Raw genomic sequence first — 15,946 nt, forward strand, 5'->3', positions numbered from 1 at the left:
TCACTCGCTCCGGAGATTATCCGCCGGGTTCACCAATGCCGCCTTCCATGTCTGCGATACAATCGTCAGCAAGGTGATCAGCACCAGCGCCAGGAAGCAAAGCAGTACGCTGCCCACGCCGAACGGCGTACGCAGGGCAAAATTCCGCAGGAACAGATCGCTGGCCAGGTACCCCAGCGGCAGGGCGATGCAGCCCGCTATCAATACCAGCTTCATAAAGCCGCGCGACAGCAGGAGAACAAGCCCCGGCACACCGGCCCCCATCACCTTCCGCACACTAATCTCCCTGCGCCGCAGCGCCGTAGTATAGATCACCATCGCCAGCAATCCGAGCATAGCGATCACGACCGTCATCATCGCCAGGAAACCCAGGGAAGTAATGCTGGATACCTGCGCGTTATCTTCATGCACCTTTTCACCCAGCCAATACGTTTGCACGGGCTGGTCCGGGTAAAGCCGGTTCCAGATGGCGGCTACCTGCTGCTGCGCCTGTGCTTTGGCGCCCGCTTTCACCCTGATGTTCAGCAGCTGGAAATTGGCCGTGTCCGCCCGGAAGACCACCGGCGCTATGGCCGCTCCCATATTTTCAAAATGAAAATCCTTCAGTACGCCGGTGATCTGCGCCTGTGAGGAATCGTTTATCCATACCCGTTGTCCCACCGCATCAAAAGGCGTGGCAAAACCCAGCGAGGCCGCCGCTTTTTCGTTGACGATCAGCTGGGCGCTGCTGCTGCGGGGGAGAAAATTGTTGCCCGCCAGCATCTTCAGTCCCATTAGCGGAATGTAGCGCGCATCCACATGGAAATAGCCCAGCTCCACGGGCTCATTATCCTTGCTGACCCTCAGCGGCATGCGGTCGCCATTGAAACGCCCCGGATTGCGGGAGGTAGCGGCCACCGATTCCACGCTGCTCAGCGCGGAAACCTCCTGCGCAAGCAGCTGTTCCCGGTTGCCCTGCAATTGCACGCTCAACACCAACTGCGCGTCGTAGCCCGGATCAGCATCCGCCATGTACGTGAACTGCCGGTAAAAAGCAAAGAGGAACACCGTGATCACCAGCGAAAGGGACAGCTGGAAGACCAGCAGGCCCCTTCTCAAACTCATGCGGCCGAACAGCCGGAAGGAAGGGATGTTCTTCAATACCTGCACCGGGTTGAAAGACGACAGTATCCACGCCGGCAACGACCCTGCCAGCAGCCCGGTGAACAGGCTGAAAGCCAGGAAGGCCGCGTAGATGCGCCAGTCCAGCACTACTTCCGGCATAATATCCAGTACATGAAAGCGCTTGTTCAGCTCCACCAGCAGCAGGGCCATCAGCAGGGAAAGCAGCGACACCAGCACGGCTTCCATGATGTATTGCGCAAATACCTGCAGGCGCGTGGCGCCGGACACCTTGCGGATGCCCACTTCCTTCGCGCGGGTCAGCGAACGCGCGATGGAAAGGTTCGTATAGTTGAAGCAGGCGGATAATAAAATGATGAATGCGATGCCCACCGCGGCCATCATCTTTCCCCAGGTAGTGCTGCGGTGGAAATTGTTATAAACATCGTCCCAGCTGGGCGTGATGCGGTTGAGGGGTTGCAGCAGGAAGTGGATGCTGCCCTGCGAGGGATCTTCCACCAGCGAGGCCGCCAGCCGTTCCAGGCTGGCCGTCACCGCCGCTTCGGAGCGGTTTTCCGGCAACAGGATATACGTATAGGCGTCCCGGTAAGAATTCCAGCTGTCGGACCGCCGGGGCAGGCGGCCTTCCTTTTCCAGCCGCGGCACGGTGCTGGCGGACGCATAGGCGTCAAATTCGATGTGGGTGCTGGCCGTCTGCGGTTGCAGCACGCCGGTGACCTGGTAGCTGCCGAGCGCTTCCATGGTAATGATCTTCCCGATGGGGTCCGCCTTGCCGAAGAACCGCTGCGCCGTTTCATGGCTCAGCACCATGCTGTTGGGCGATTGCAATGCGGTAGCCATATTGCCCTTCGCCAGCGTGAAACCGAAGACAGTAAAGAACGAAGGGTCTGTAAAGCAACCGTTGAGCGGCAACGTTTTGTTCCCGCCGCCCGCTTTGCCGTTCAGCGCGGGATACAGCTGCACCGTAGCCTCAGCCTCCCCGGCAACGCTGTTGCGCAGCGGGAGGGGAGAGCTGGCGAACTTCCACTCGCTGCCCTGCGGGTTGCGCAGCTTGGTGAGAATGCGGTAAGTGCGCTCCGGATGCGGGTGGAAATGATCGTAGCCGAGATCATGGCTGACCTGCATAATAACGATCAGGCACAGCGCCATGCTGAGCGACAGCCCGAAAACATTGATGAAGGAAAACAGCTTGTGCCGGACAATATTGCGGTAAGCGATCAGGAAATAGTTGCGGAGCATACGGGAAATTTAGACATTCCGGTTTTCAAAGGCAATGCCACATCCAAAAGTTACTGATAACAAGTTAAATATATACATTTGTATTATACCATCTGTCCGCAAACGGTCATCCGCCGTTCATTCCGGAACAGACCATAAAAATCACTCATTGCGTTTATGCGTACAATTTTCCTGTTACTGGTCTCCAATGTTTTCATGACGTTCGCGTGGTACGGGCATCTGCGGCACACGAATGTGCCGTTGTGGAAGGTGGTGCTTATCAGTTGGGGCATTGCCTTTTTTGAGTACTGCTTCATGGTGCCCGCTAACCGTTACGGCTATACGGACGGATTCAACGGCTTTCAGCTGAAGATGGTCCAGGAGGTGGTGACCCTCACGGTGTTCTGCGTGTTTGCGGTGCTGTACCTGAAGGAGCCCCTGCGCTGGAATTACCTCGTTTCTTTCGGGCTGCTGCTCGGGGCGGTGTATTTCATGTTCAGAAAATAGCGGCGCGCCATTATATTCCTGTTACAAATCCACCAGCGGTAACCTGATCCGCTGATTAATTCCTATTTTTGACAACTTGACTAAACTGGTAACTATTTCATGTTAAAATACCGCATCCTATGCTGGCTGACGGCTGCCGTGCTGTACAGCATCCCCGGCCTGCGGGCGCAGACCGCCCCGCCCCTGAATGCCGCCGAGATCCGGCTGCAGCTGAAAAAGCTCAATACGCTGGGAAGCGTGCTGTACATGGCGGCGCACCCTGACGATGAAAATACCCGCCTGCTGGGCTTCCTGGCGCAGGAAAGCCTGTACCGCACCGGCTATCTTTCCCTTACACGCGGCGATGGCGGCCAGAACCTCATCGGCAATGAACAGGCCGAGCTATTGGGACTGATCCGCACACAGGAGCTGCTGGCCGCGCGCCGCATTGATGGCGCCGAGCAATTCTTCACCCGCGCAAATGATTTCGGCTTTTCCAAGAACCCGGAAGAGACCTTTTCCATCTGGGACCGCAAAAAAGTACTGGGCGACGCCGTATGGGTGATCCGCCAGTTCCGGCCCGATGTGATCATCTGCCGCTTTCCGGCGGACAGCCGCGCGGGGCACGGGCATCATACCGCCTCCGCCATGCTCGCCGCCGAAGCATTCATTGCGGCGGCCGATCCGAAACAGTTTCCCGAGCAGCTGGACAAAGTGAAGCCCTGGCAGGCCAAACGCCTGCTGTGGAACACGTTCAACTTCGGCGGTAACAATACCACCTCGGAAGACCAGTTCAAGCTGGACGTAGGCGCTTACAACGCGCTGCTCGGCAAAGGCTTCGGCGAGATCGCCGCGGAAAGCCGCTCGCAGCATAAAAGTCAGGGATTCGGCGTAGCCGCGTCCCGCGGCACTTCCATAGAATATTTCTCCACCATCAAGGGAGAAGCGCCCAGACAAAGCCTGCTGGACGGCGTGAACACCACCTGGCAGCGCGTGGACGGCGGAAACGGGATCGGTGACCTGATTCAGGCCGCGCTGAATGATTACAATGCGGAAGACCCTTCCGCCAGCGTGCCCGCATTGATCGCGATCCGTAAAAAGATCAGCGCCCTGCCGGACGGCTACTGGAAAACGAAAAAGCTGCAGGAGGCGGACAGGCTGATACTCGCCTGCGCCGGCATCTGGATGGAAGCCTTCACCACACAGGGCGAGATCGTGCCGGGAGAACCCATCAACACCAACCTTCAGCTCATCAACCGCAGCAAAATCCCTGTAACCCTGCAAAAGATCAGCATCAACGGAAAAGAAACTGCGGAAAACCGGCAGCTGGATTTCAACAAATTTGAATCCATCCCAACAACCGTACAGGTACCGGCCGCCACCGCCATTTCCCAGCCCTACTGGCTGCAGGAGCCGCATCCCATCGGCACCTACATCATCAACGACCCGCAGCTGACAGGTCATCCTGAAAATATTCCCGCGCTGGCCGCCACCTTCCACCTGAAAATAGCAGACCAGGTGATCAGCGTCACCAGGCCGTTCACGTACAAATTCACCGACCCCGTAAAGGGAGAAGTATACCGCTCCCTCGTGATAGCGCCTCCTGTGGTCACTTCGCTGGACAACCAGGTGTTCATCTACACAAAAGCCGAACCGCAGGACGTGCCGGTAAAGATCCGCGCCATGAAGAACAATGTCAGCGGCGCCGTAAGCCTCCGGCTGCCGGCGGGTTTCCGGGCGGATAAGGCTTCCATTCCCTACACGCTGAACAGCAAGGGAGATGAAACAGAAGTACTGTTCCATGTTTCGCCCGTAAAGATCAACGGGCAGAACATCGTAGATACGATGACGGTAGTGGCGGACGCTAACGGCAAGCAATACACGAACAGCATGATTACCATCCAGTATGACCATATTCCGTCCATCACCCTCTTTCCGCCCGCCAGCGCGAGGCTGGTGACCGTTAATCTGCGGCACAACGGCCAGCGCATCGGCTACATCTCCGGCGCGGGCGATAAAGTAGCGGAATCGCTGCGGCAAGTAGGATATATCGTCACCTTGCTGGGAGAGAAGGAGATCATGAGCGGCGACCTTTCGCAATACGATGCGATCATCACCGGCGTGCGCGCCTACAACACGCAACCGCGCCTCCGCTACTGGCAGCCGCGCCTGCTGGAATATGTAAAGAACGGCGGCACGCTGCTCATACAATACAACACCAGCGGCGGCCTCGTCACCAACCAGATGGGACCATTCCCGTTCAGCCTTTCCCGTGACCGCGTGACGAATGAACTGGCGCCGGTGAAGTTCCTGCTGCCCAAAGATTCACTGTTCCATTATCCGAACAGCATCACGCAAAAGGATTTTGAAGGATGGGTGCAGGAACGCGGGCTGTACTTCCCGTCGCAGACGGACAAGGCATATGACAAGCCATTTGAAATGAACGATCCCGGCGAGCGCGCCCTGAACGGTTCCACCATCATCGCGCATTACGGCAAGGGAAAATATATCTACACCGGGCTTGCTTTCTTCCGCCAGCTACCCGCCGGCGTTCCGGGAGCATACCGGCTGTTCGTGAACATGATATCGAAATAAGATGAGCAAAAGACCAAACAATAGCCGCCCGCGGATATCCGCCGGCCTTTGCATAGGGCTGGGGCTGCTGATCGGTTTCCTGATCAAGCGGGTGCACATTGGGTTGCTGATAGGGCTGGCGCTTGGCCTGCTGAGCGGCGCCCTGCTGTCCAGAAGGAACTGATTAAAAAATACGCCGATGAATAAACAGGAAGAAAAACCGCCACTGTTCCCGCGCTGGTCCATCTGGTACTTTATTGTAGCAGCCTGGCTGGTGGCGCTCATCATCTTTTTCTATTCGTTCACCAAAACGTACGCATGAGTTACCTCGACTGGATCGTACTATCCTTAACGTTAGTATCCATTATACTGTATGGCGTCTGGAAAAGCCGCGGGCAGCGGGACATGGAAAGCTATTTCCTCAGCAACCGCACCATGCCCTGGTATATCATCCTCCTGTCCATCATGGGCACACAGGCCAGCGCCATTACCTTTTTGTCTGCCCCCGGCCAGGCTTACGCGGACGGCATGCGTTTCGTGCAGTATTATTTCGGGCTGCCGCTGGCGATGATCGTGATCTGCATCTTTTTTGTGCCGATCTTTCACCGGCTGAAGGTCTACACCGCGTACGAATACCTCGAGCAGCGCTTCGACCTGAAGACCAGGACGCTCACATCCTTCCTTTTCCTTATCCAGCGCGGGTTGTCTACCGGCATCAGCATTTACGCGCCTTCCATTATCCTGTCGTCGTTGATGGGATGGAACATTTATTATACGAACATTTTTATGGGCGGCCTGCTGATTATCTATACGATGTACGGCGGCACAAAAGCGGTGTCTTACACGCAATCGCTGCAGCTGGGGATCATCTTCGCGGGCATGTTCATGGCCGGTTACATGGCGATGAACCTGTTGCCGGAAGAGATCGGCTTCCGCGAAGCGCTGCACGTGTCCGGCAAGATGGGCAAGCTGAACGTGATCGTCACCGATTTTGACCTGAAAGACCGCTACAATATCTGGAGCGGCGTGATCGGCGGGTTCTTCCTGGCATTGTCGTATTTCGGTACGGACCAGAGCCAGGTGGGGCGTTACCTCACCGCGCGCACATTAACGGAAAGCCGGATGGGGCTGCTGATGAACGGCCTTGTGAAAGTGCCGATGCAGTTTCTCATCATGCTGATCGGCGCGCTGGTGTTCGTGTTCTACCTTTATTTCCGCGCGCCCATCAGCTTCAACGAAGGGCAGGTAAGCAAGGTGTACAACTCTGCCTACGCGCCGCAGATGCGCGCGCTGGAACAGGAATACAATGAGCTGTCCGACCGCAAGCAGGACCATGTGCACAAGCTGGCGGCGGCTTTGAAAACGAAAGACGAAGCGCGGATACGCGATGCGCAGGCGGAGCTGAAGTCGGTGGAAGACGCATCGGCGCTGATGCGCGACTCCGCGCGGGTGCTGATCCAGAAAGCAGACCCCACGGCGGAAGCCAACGATACCAATTACATTTTCCTGCATTTCGTGGTGCACAACCTGCCGAAAGGGCTGGTAGGCTTGCTGATAGCGATCATCTTCCTTGCGTCCTGGGGCAGCATTGCCGCGGCGCTCAACTCGCTGGCCTCCACTACGATGGTGGACGTTTACCAGCGGATGATCAACCAGCATGCCACGGACGGCGAATACCTGCGCATGTCCAAAATATGGACGCTGGTATGGGGCATATTCAGCATTGCCGTGGCGCAGTTCGCAACGGGGCTGGGCAGCCTTATCGAGGCGGTGAACATCCTGGGCTCGCTGTTTTACGGCACTATCCTGGGGATCTTTGTGGTGGCGTTCATGATGAAGCGGGTGAAGGGGAATGCGGCTTTCTGGGGGGCGCTGGTGGCGGAATTGCTGGTGATCACGATCTATATGGCGGATATTGTGTCGTTCCTGTGGCTGAATGTGATCGGGTGTGTACTGGTGATGGCGATCGCCGCCGTATGGCAATTGTTCGATAAAAAGAGGCCGGAAGACGTTGCTCCGGTCAATGACGGGCTGGCCTGAAAGTGATGGCCACCCAAATAAGAACGGGGCTGACCGGAGTTTTTCCGTCAGCCCCGTTTCACAAGCGGTTTTACAGATTAGCGATCAGCTTCTCGTTCAACGCTACATAATCCGCGTTATTGGCTTTTTTCGCCAGCGCGATGGATTGCTGGGCGGTAGCTTTCGCACCCGCTTTATCTCCCATCCTTGCCTGTATCTTTGCTTTCAGGTGCATCACCCAGAACGCATCGGGCGACGCTTTGGTGGCGGCATCCGCGAATGACAGCGCCTGTTTCAGGTCACGGCCGGTTTCGTAGTAATAGGAAGCCGCCTGGAAATAAGGCTTTTTGTCCGTCTTCATCGCAGAATCCAGCTGCGCCATCACCTTGCCATCAATGTCAGCCGTGATCTGCACGGGCACCAGTGTTTTTTCCCATGCCAGCATCATGGTCATGGAGGTAGGCTGTACATTTTCGAAGAGGATCATGAAAGATTCGATGGGGAAGGGCAGTTCGTCCACTTCCGTTTCGAAGCGCAGCACATCGTCTTCTTTCTTGTAACCGTCGATGCCCCAGTTCTTCAGGCCCTTGTTCAGCACAATTTCCCAGCCGTTCTGTGAAGGCACGGTGTAGAGCGCATATTCGCCGGCTGCGACGGGCTGGCCATTCAGCTTCACGTCTTCCCCGAATTTGATGCGGGTAGCGCCGTTAGCGCCCGTACGCCATAATTTGCCGTAAGGTACGAGGTCGCCCATTACGGTGCGGTGTTTCATGGCAGGGCGGGAATACGTTACTTCCACAGCGGACAATGCAAAGTCCTGTTTGATGGTTTGCGTAGGGCTGGGCGCCGGCATTTTGATACCTTGGCCGGCAGCAGTGAAACCGGTGGCGAGGCAGAGGGTCACTGCGGATAAGATCATGGAAAATTGTTTCATGTCAGATTATTTGGTGGTAATAGTTTGCTATTCGATCAACCCGTTGCGGAATGCATATACAACGAGGCCAACGGTGTTCTTTACATTCATTTTTTCCAGCAGCTTCTGGCGCAGTCCTTCTACGGTGCGGGGGCTGAGGAATATCTTCTCGGAGATCTCCTGCGTGGTGCACTCGTCGCAGATCATCTGCAGCACTTCCATTTCGCGCTCGGTCAGCTGTACTTTGTTCTGGAAGGTTGGTTTGAACTGTTGCTTGTTCTTGTGCAGCACCTTTTTAAGCAGGGCGAGGTTTACGTTCTCGTTGAAGTAAAAGCCTTTGTCGAACGTAGTGCAGATGGCCTCATAGATCTCTTCCGGTTCACTGTTCTTGAGGAGGTAGGCGTTGGCGCCGTTCTCCACGAGGTGTACGATGAAGTTATCGTCTTCATACATGGTAAGGATGATCACCTTTACGTCCGGGTATTTTTCCTTTACCTTGATGGTGGCCTGTACGCCGTCCATCTTCGGCATCTTCAGGTCCATCAGGATCACGTCCGGGATATCGTTTTCCATGATCTCGAGGAGGTGCTCGCCGTCTTCCGCTTCAAAGACCACGTTGATATTGCCGAAGGGAGTGAGCGTGTCTATCACGCCTCTGCGGAATATTTTATGGTCGTCGGCAATAGCCACTTTGATGGGCGATGGCATATGAGATCAGATTTTGCTTAGATAACAGGCTGAAAATTCTCCACCTTGATCTCGGCGATGGTGCCGGCAGGTGAATTTCTCACAAAGGTGATGTTTCCCCCGATAATATTCAAGCGGCTTTCGATATTTTTTAGCCCGAGGTGGCCTGTTTTGCGGCGGGAGGCTTCCAGTCCGTCAACCAGCTTGCCGTTTCCGTCGTCTTCCACGCGGATGGTCAGGAGGGAAGGCGTGCTTTGGTAGCTGATGACCACTTTGGATGCTTCCGCGTGTTTGAGGATGTTGTTGATCAGCTCCTGCACTACGCGGTATACGTTCAGGGCTTTCTCCCGGTCTACTTTATAGGCGGAATCGTCTGTCCGGAAGGCGATGGATGTCTGCCTGTTCTTGTTCATCAGGCTGGAAAACGAGTCCAGCGCGTGGCTGAGGCCGAGGTTCTCGAGGGTGGTGGGGTGCAGGCTTTGGGAGATGAAGCGCAGCTGCTGGATGATGGTGTCTGTAAGATCTTTTGTATCCCGCAGGCGTTCCTTTTCACCGTTGCCGGCGAGTTGCTGAAGGGCGTTCAGGCTGAGCTTGAGTACGGACAGCTGGGCGCCCACTTCATCGTGGAGGTCTTCCGCGATGCGTTTGCGCTCTGTTTCCTGGCCCTGTAATACGGCTACCAGGCGTTCTTTCTGTATCTGAAGGTCTTTATCCTTTAGTTTCAGCTTGTATTGGACTACCTGCTTTTGCTGCAGGACGACTAGTATCACCACGAAAATACCCAGTAAGAGCATGACCAGGGTGCCGACCAGTATCATTTCTACGAGGTTCATGTTCTCGCTCCTTTGATTTTAGACAGCCCAATATAAAAAAGAATTAGCTGAATTATGCCAGCAATGAAATTAAGGGAACGGGTGATCTTCTGTAAGCTCTGGAAAGATTCAACATAAACGCTGTTTTGCGTGAAGTTATAGGTAAGGGCGATCAGGAACGAGCAGCACAGGTGTACGAATAGTCCCGCATTGAACCAGAAAAGAGGAACACGGTTCATGTAGATCGAACGTTCAATAAGGTCTTCGTCTCTCAACAATTGAAGAAATACCGCGATTCCGCAGCTGATCAGCACAAGCGTACGGTAGCTGGCAAATATTGAGTTGAACTGCTTCGGCCCTTCCCATTTTGTGATGTCAAAAATGAAAATAAGCACGCCACAAAGGGTGAGGGCCAGAATGATCTTCTTGCTCTGTGGGCCCTTCAGAGCGAGGTAGTAGAACAGGGAAAGCACAAAATATTGTATGAGCGTCATCACCGCCACAAATAACATGTTGTTCATTCGCAAAATGAATCCCAACAGGTAAGAGCCGGCAGCAAAGACAATACTGGTGCAAAGGTAAGCGAATACCACCTTTTCTTCTATCCGTAATCGCCTGTATTTTTGCGAGAAGGGGATCAAAAGTAAACATTCGATCCCCAACATCGCAAAAAAGAAAATCAGAAAAATATTCTGCACTTATTAATCTTTATCCATTATCTGAATTCAAAGCATTTCCCTTCGGGCAGTCATAAGGACAGTAAACACCGTCATCCAGAATATCGTCTGCTGCGGTATCCTTATTAAAACCGGGCGCTGAAGACGGCAGAATGTCGTTACCATCCTTATCAACAGCCACGATCACGAACTTCTTATCACGTTTGCCATCTCCATCTATATCCAGTCCATAGTAAATACGCAACCCGATCGCATCGGGATTGCTGAGCAGCTTGTGAAGCTTTTTCTCGCCAAAAAAGGCGGAAATCGTAAAATCCTTGTGTTTTTTGTGTTCGATCTGGTCAATGCGGAAAGCCTGCGTAAGCTTTGCACCTTTTACGAGGGAGATAAATTCTCCGGCATCTCTTGTGAATTTTGACATTGCGTGTAGATTTTAAATAGGGAATAAATAAATATCGCGGTAAAATTATTACAAAATCTCACTTTTCAAAGTCCGCCCTCCCCACAGCCCCGCTTACCGATATACCCTGAAAATCAATATCAATCCCATGCCACACTGCATTTGGATGGCACCGGGCAGGGCGGGAGGGTAGCTGATTTACGTAGATTCCCCCTTAAAATGCGTAGAAATACGCATTCCCGAAATACAGTGTTTGAACGCTTGACTACCATTTGATTCTTCTTAAACTTTGTAGCGTCGATTTGAAGAAAGGATTTGAAGCATCCGTGTTAATTCCAGACAAAGATTTTTCACGCACTTGGGCCTTTCTACCATCGTTTGTTCGTTAGTAAGCAGAGGGTCGGCCGGAGCCCGGAGTCCGGTAAAAGAAACAAACGTTACCCCAAAATTTGAAACCAAAAGAGATCGCCATGAGTTACTTGTTGATAGGAAACATCTCTGCACTGATTTGTGAAGACTGTATTGAACCCCTTGCCAATGCGCGTATCAGGATTTACCTGCCCGACGGACAATATGACGCCGAGCAGCTGGCACGCGGAATTTTTAAAGACCTCCGGCAGGTATCCGAAAGGGATGTGCTGGCTAAATCGGAGCGTCTGCTGGCGGAATCCACCCTGGATGATCGGGGCAATTTTTCTGTTGACTGGGAAGACATTCACCTGTTTACCGAGCCACTGGAAATGGATATCTGCCTGAACGACCTGAAGGGCCGGCAAAACGGGCAACAGGGATGGGTACAATACCACCTGAGCACGTTCGTGCCGCACTGGAAAAGGAATAAGGACAAACATGTGGCCGCTTTCGCCTATGTGGTGCCGTCTGACAAATGGAACGTTATCCGCGGCGCTTTCAGCACATGGGTGATCACCGGCGCGGTAAAGGATGCCAACAGCCACCAGGGCATCGGCGCAGTGAGAGTGGAGGCATATAATGCATGGAATAACCGGTTGCTGGGCTGGGCGGATACCAGCGACAACGGCCGGTATAAAATATATTTTTCGGAGAAGGAGGTCAGTGGCGGCCGTTTGCTGCACCTGATCAGGGAAGAGGGGATCAGGCATCTGGGACCGGACGTTTACTTCAAGGTGTACGCCGGCAGCCGGCTGATCTGGTGTGAAAGCAAGGAAACGGCCCTGCGGCCGGAACGCCAGCAACTGGCGCCCTGCTCGAAGCTGAACATCCTCATCAGGCCGGATGCCGTCAAAAAGCAACCGAGGCTGACCGGATGGCTCCATGATCTTATTCATACAACTAAAACCCAAGCGAATTATAAAGACCACTACGTCATGTAGCCGTCTCACCCAATGTTGGAAAGCCCCAATATCTACAAACAGCTACCTTCCCTCAGCCAAGCCTCCCACAGGTAGCTGTTTTTTTCTTTTCTTTCTCCTGTTTAGCGATCAAAATCTTGGATGAAATTGCTGGAGCGTGTCGCGGAGGTACTCCCGGTCTAAATGCGTGTAGATTTCGGTGGTAGTGATGCTTTCATGCCCCAGCATTTCCTGTACCGCCCGCAGGTCGGCCCCGCCTTCCACGAGATGCGTGGCGAAGGAATGCCGGAAGGTATGCGGAGAGATGGTCTTCCTGATACGGGCTTTCGCCGCCAGGTCCTTGATCATCAGGAAGATCATCACGCGGCTCAGGCCGCTGCCGCGGCGGTTCAGGAAAAGGATGTCTTCCTGCCCCTTTTTGGCCGGCATGTCTTTCCGGGTTTCATTATAATAGATGAGAATATACTGAATGGCCGCCGCGCCAATAGGGATCAGCCTTTCCTTGTCACCTTTCCCGATCACGCGGATGAATCCTTCGTCCAGGTACAGGTGGGAGATCTGCAGCGTGATCACCTCGCTTACCCGCAGCCCGCAGCTGTACATGGTTTCGAGGATGGCTTTGTTACGGTGCCCTTCCGCCTTGCTGAGATCGATCTGGGCGATGAGGTTTTCTATTTCTTCAAAACTGAGAAAATCCGGCAGCTTGCGGCTGGTCTTCGGCGCTTCCAGCAGCTGCGTGGGGTCCGCTGATATCATGTCCTGCATCAGCAGGAAACGAAAGAAGCCCTTTATGCCCGATACGATCCGGGCCTGGGAGGTGGCGCTCATGCCCAGGGAAGCGATCCACTGCACGGCGGCCTGCAGATCGTCCAGCGTGATCTGTTGCGGCGATACGGGCTTGTTCACGGCCAGCAGGTATTGCGTCAGCAGCCGCACATCCCGCACGTATGCTTCGATGGAATTGGCCGCCAGCGACTTTTCCAGCCGGAGGTAGACTTTAAACCCTTCAATATTTGAATCCCACATGCGATAAAATTACAAATTAACATAGCTTTGCAGGATGTTCTTTTTCCGGAAAAAACGCATCACAGATTTCTTGAAGGCCATTGGCACAGATATTCATTCTCACCTCGTTCCGGGGGTGGATGATGGTTCCCCGGACATTCACACCTCGCTGTCGTTCATCGAACAGCTGCAGGAGCTTGGCATCCGGAAGATCGTTACCACGCCACATATCATGACGGAGCTGTACCCCAATTCAATACAAACGCTGTCCGCCCCCTTCGGGCAATTGAAAGATGCGCCGCTGCCCGTTCACCTGGCTGCGGAGTATTATATGGACGAAAATTTCAGCGGTCTGATGGAAGCGCCGTTGCTGACGCTGAACGGAGAACTGGTGCTGGTGGAGATATCTTTTATCAGCGAGCCTTTCCAGCTGCACAGCTGGCTGTTCGATATACAAACGAAAGGATACCGCCCTGTGCTGGCGCATCCCGAGCGGTACAGCTATTTTCACGACCGGCCGGAAGCGTACCGGGATATCCGTAACCGTGGGGTGGACCTGCAGGTGAACCTGCTGTCGCTCACCGGCTACTATGGCCGCCAGATCCAGCAGGCCGCATGGTGGCTGATAGATCAGCAGCTGGTGGATTTCATAGGAACGGACCTTCATCATCAACGCCATCTCCGCGGTATAAAGGCCATCGGCGAAGACAAAAAGCTCGTCAGGCTTTTACAGGAATATCCTTTCAGGAATAACAGCATATAAAAAAATAGAAGAGAGAGCCATAGAGAACTAAATCCCTCTGTTTATTCATCCTATGATTTAATCCTATGAAAAACATTGATGTTTCACGATGCAAAGGTGGGATGAAACGGCTGAATAAAATACTCGCAGGAAATAACGTTTTACCCGCAGCGGTTTTTTATCAGGTGGTGCCCACGTTTCGCCGGATGCGGAAGTTCCGCATCTTGGGAATGCAGTCCTTCGGCAGCATGCCGTAAAACTTGCTGAAAGCCCGGGAGAAATGCCCGTGATTCATATAGCTGATCTCGTGCGCCACTTCCGCCACCGAATACCGGCCGGTTTTCAGCAAGGCCATCGCCTTGTGCATCCTGATCTCCGAATAATATTCATATACATTCTTCTGATAGATCTTTTTAAACAGCTGGTTGAATTTCGATTTGCTCATGAAGATCGTGGCGGCCAGCTTTTCCACCGGCGGCAGCGGCTTTGAAAGGTCCGCGAAAATACGGTCCATGAACGTCACCATCTTTTCCTTGTCCGCTATATTGATCTGCCCGGTATCCCTGAACTGCGAAATGATCCTGCTCCAGGAAAGCGATATCAGCTGCAGCGTGATCCCTTTATAGGCCACCGCCCGGCAGTCCCACGCGATGGAGCGCACGTCGCCGATCTGCCGGGTGGTGGCGTAGATGGGCATGTCAAGGTCCTGGTAGAGATAAAAATGATCGTGCATGTTCCTGCGCATGAGGTGCGCGCTGTCCGGCATGATCATTTCGCCGATGTTGGCGCGCATCCATTCGTCGGACATGACCACAAACAGGTAATTGAGGTAAGATCCGCGGCGGGCGCTGAGCCAGGTGGTCACACCCGCTTTATAGACCAGCAGGGAGCGCAGGTTGCTGCCGGTGGTGCTGAAATATTCCGGCCCAACCGCCTCTTCGCTGTTGATGCTTCCTAAATTGTAACGGAAATTCACGGTATCGGGATTCCTGCTGCTGATCATCAATGCCAGTTCCGTATGCGTCAGGAGGTCCAGGGTACATAGGGAAAGCCCGCGTTCAACAGGGATCACTTCGGCAAACCCTTCCGCCACCGATGCCGGAAATACAAACCGGTTGTTCTGTACCCGGTAATGCAAGCCCGACATTTCGTTGACGTTATCCGCTAAATCAGAGAGCCATGATCCATCCTGATCAATTTTAAGACTTATTGGCTTCATGGGCTTGGTTAAAAACTGGGTCAAAGAAAAACAGAACAGGGCAAGGGCTATGCTCCTGCAGATTCTTCTTTTACTCGAATAGTGTCATTGTGGTACGGCTGGGGTTACCAGGCGTCAGGCGATTTTATTGGCATAGGTATCAGGTCTTTTCTGTAAAGTTAAATGACTCCATGTAAAAGAGAACAATTCCAGCACCATTCCTTTATAAATGACATTTTCGAGGGATGGCGCCGTGATCCGCTGAAAGAGCTTCCGGGCATGCTGGTTTTTATCCTGGTACGTAAACCACGCCAGCCCGGCATTATAAGCCTGCGTCATTCTGCCTTCCGGCGTGGCGAGCAGGCCGAGGTTGGCGGTCATCCAGGACGGTGTCATAACGATGATCAGCTGACGGCAGGAGGTGCCGTTGCCGAAGGACTGTTTTACAGGATGGTCCGCCGTATGGGTGACGAATGCCGGTACTTCCATATCATAACGGCAAAAAAGCAGATCGCTGCCGGGTTGTTTGTCAAAGTGAAGGGAGAGGCTTTGCGGGGTGCGGAGGCGGATGGTGCAGAGGGAGAGGCCCGGTTCGATGGGGCGCGCTGTGGCGAAGCCCTTGCAGGATGGAGGGAGGGTGTTCAGATCGCCGGGCCATGCTCTTCCAAGATCGATTTTCAGGATAAGGTCTTTCATAAACTAATAACGCCCGGATCGTCATATTATTAAATTCTGTTTTATATCGATAATTGAAAATACATT

At 53.7% G+C, this 15,946-nt stretch carries 16 protein-coding genes; 7 read left to right on the forward strand and 9 right to left on the reverse strand.

Going from position 1 to position 15,946, the window contains the following annotated elements; all coding sequences use genetic code 11:
* Positions 1-2,361: an ABC transporter permease gene (locus tag CCY01nite_RS24755; protein ID WP_146867248.1), complete on the reverse strand. Its 2,361-nt coding sequence runs from the start codon at positions 2,359-2,361 to the stop codon at positions 1-3.
* Positions 2,362-2,517: 156 nt separating this feature from the next.
* Between CCY01nite_RS24755 and CCY01nite_RS24760 the strand changes: the two genes are divergently transcribed.
* The 5 genes from CCY01nite_RS24760 (at position 2,518) to CCY01nite_RS24770 (ending at position 7,440) form a co-directional block, all read left to right on the forward strand.
* Positions 2,518-2,847, forward strand: coding sequence for a DMT family protein (locus CCY01nite_RS24760; protein ID WP_146867249.1), 330 nt, complete (start codon positions 2,518-2,520; stop codon positions 2,845-2,847).
* A 99-nt stretch (positions 2,848-2,946) separates the two neighbouring features.
* Entirely contained in the window at positions 2,947-5,421 is a 2,475-nt protein-coding gene (locus CCY01nite_RS24765) for a PIG-L family deacetylase (RefSeq protein WP_146867250.1), read from the forward strand.
* 1 nt (position 5,422) lies between these two features.
* Positions 5,423-5,584, forward strand: coding sequence for a hypothetical protein (locus tag CCY01nite_RS26685; protein WP_186831250.1), 162 nt, complete (start codon positions 5,423-5,425; stop codon positions 5,582-5,584).
* A gap of 15 nt (positions 5,585-5,599) precedes the next feature.
* Positions 5,600-5,722 carry a hypothetical protein gene (locus CCY01nite_RS27015; RefSeq protein WP_262713329.1) on the forward strand — a complete coding sequence of 41 codons (123 nt, stop codon included), beginning with the start codon at positions 5,600-5,602 and terminating at the stop codon, positions 5,720-5,722.
* A complete protein-coding gene (locus CCY01nite_RS24770) occupies positions 5,719-7,440 on the forward strand; it encodes a sodium:solute symporter family protein (protein WP_146867251.1) in 1,722 nt (573 codons plus the stop codon). The genes CCY01nite_RS27015 and CCY01nite_RS24770 overlap by 4 nt, the downstream gene beginning before the upstream one ends.
* Positions 7,441-7,510: 70 nt before the next feature.
* On the opposite strand, the gene CCY01nite_RS24775 is transcribed toward CCY01nite_RS24770, so the two are convergent.
* Genes CCY01nite_RS24775 through CCY01nite_RS24795 form a run of 5 tightly spaced genes read right to left on the reverse strand, consistent with a single transcriptional unit; the run spans position 7,511 to position 10,929 of the window.
* Positions 7,511-8,353: a DUF2911 domain-containing protein gene (locus CCY01nite_RS24775; RefSeq protein ID WP_146867252.1), complete on the reverse strand. Its 843-nt coding sequence runs from the start codon at positions 8,351-8,353 to the stop codon at positions 7,511-7,513.
* 27 nt (positions 8,354-8,380) lie between these two features.
* Positions 8,381-9,040: a response regulator transcription factor gene (locus tag CCY01nite_RS24780; protein WP_146867253.1), complete on the reverse strand. Its 660-nt coding sequence runs from the start codon at positions 9,038-9,040 to the stop codon at positions 8,381-8,383.
* 17 nt (positions 9,041-9,057) lie between these two features.
* Positions 9,058-9,852: a sensor histidine kinase gene (locus tag CCY01nite_RS24785; RefSeq protein WP_146867254.1), complete on the reverse strand. Its 795-nt coding sequence runs from the start codon at positions 9,850-9,852 to the stop codon at positions 9,058-9,060.
* Positions 9,849-10,529: a hypothetical protein gene (locus CCY01nite_RS24790; RefSeq protein ID WP_146867255.1), complete on the reverse strand. Its 681-nt coding sequence runs from the start codon at positions 10,527-10,529 to the stop codon at positions 9,849-9,851. Before CCY01nite_RS24790 ends, CCY01nite_RS24785 begins: the two co-directional genes overlap by 4 nt.
* Before the next feature lie 10 nt (positions 10,530-10,539).
* Positions 10,540-10,929 (reverse strand): hypothetical protein, encoded by a 390-nt coding sequence (locus CCY01nite_RS24795; protein WP_146867256.1) that lies wholly within the window; start codon positions 10,927-10,929, stop codon positions 10,540-10,542.
* Between the two features lie 449 nt (positions 10,930-11,378).
* Here CCY01nite_RS24795 and CCY01nite_RS24800 point away from each other — a divergent pair, with 449 nt between their 5' ends.
* A complete protein-coding gene (locus CCY01nite_RS24800) occupies positions 11,379-12,260 on the forward strand; it encodes a hypothetical protein (RefSeq protein ID WP_146867257.1) in 882 nt (293 codons plus the stop codon).
* Positions 12,261-12,368: 108 nt separating this feature from the next.
* Here CCY01nite_RS24800 and xerD read toward each other — a convergent pair whose 3' ends face one another.
* On the reverse strand, positions 12,369-13,265 hold the full coding sequence (gene xerD / locus CCY01nite_RS24805) for a site-specific tyrosine recombinase XerD (RefSeq protein WP_146867258.1): 897 nt from the start codon (positions 13,263-13,265) through the stop codon (positions 12,369-12,371).
* 70 nt (positions 13,266-13,335) lie between these two features.
* Between xerD and CCY01nite_RS24810 the strand changes: the two genes are divergently transcribed.
* Positions 13,336-14,007, forward strand: coding sequence for a tyrosine-protein phosphatase (locus CCY01nite_RS24810; protein WP_146867259.1), 672 nt, complete (start codon positions 13,336-13,338; stop codon positions 14,005-14,007).
* A gap of 160 nt (positions 14,008-14,167) precedes the next feature.
* Here the strand turns inward: CCY01nite_RS24810 and CCY01nite_RS24815 are convergent, their stop codons facing one another.
* Together CCY01nite_RS24815 and CCY01nite_RS24820 are read right to left on the reverse strand one after the other, a co-directional pair.
* On the reverse strand, positions 14,168-15,133 hold the full coding sequence (locus CCY01nite_RS24815) for an AraC family transcriptional regulator (RefSeq protein ID WP_186831251.1): 966 nt from the start codon (positions 15,131-15,133) through the stop codon (positions 14,168-14,170).
* A 186-nt stretch (positions 15,134-15,319) separates the two neighbouring features.
* Positions 15,320-15,880 (reverse strand): hypothetical protein, encoded by a 561-nt coding sequence (locus CCY01nite_RS24820; RefSeq protein WP_146867261.1) that lies wholly within the window; start codon positions 15,878-15,880, stop codon positions 15,320-15,322.
* Positions 15,881-15,946 lie beyond the last annotated feature (66 nt).

It is taken from the genome of Chitinophaga cymbidii, from assembly GCF_007992715.1.
Lineage (GTDB): Bacteria > Bacteroidota > Bacteroidia > Chitinophagales > Chitinophagaceae > Chitinophaga > Chitinophaga cymbidii.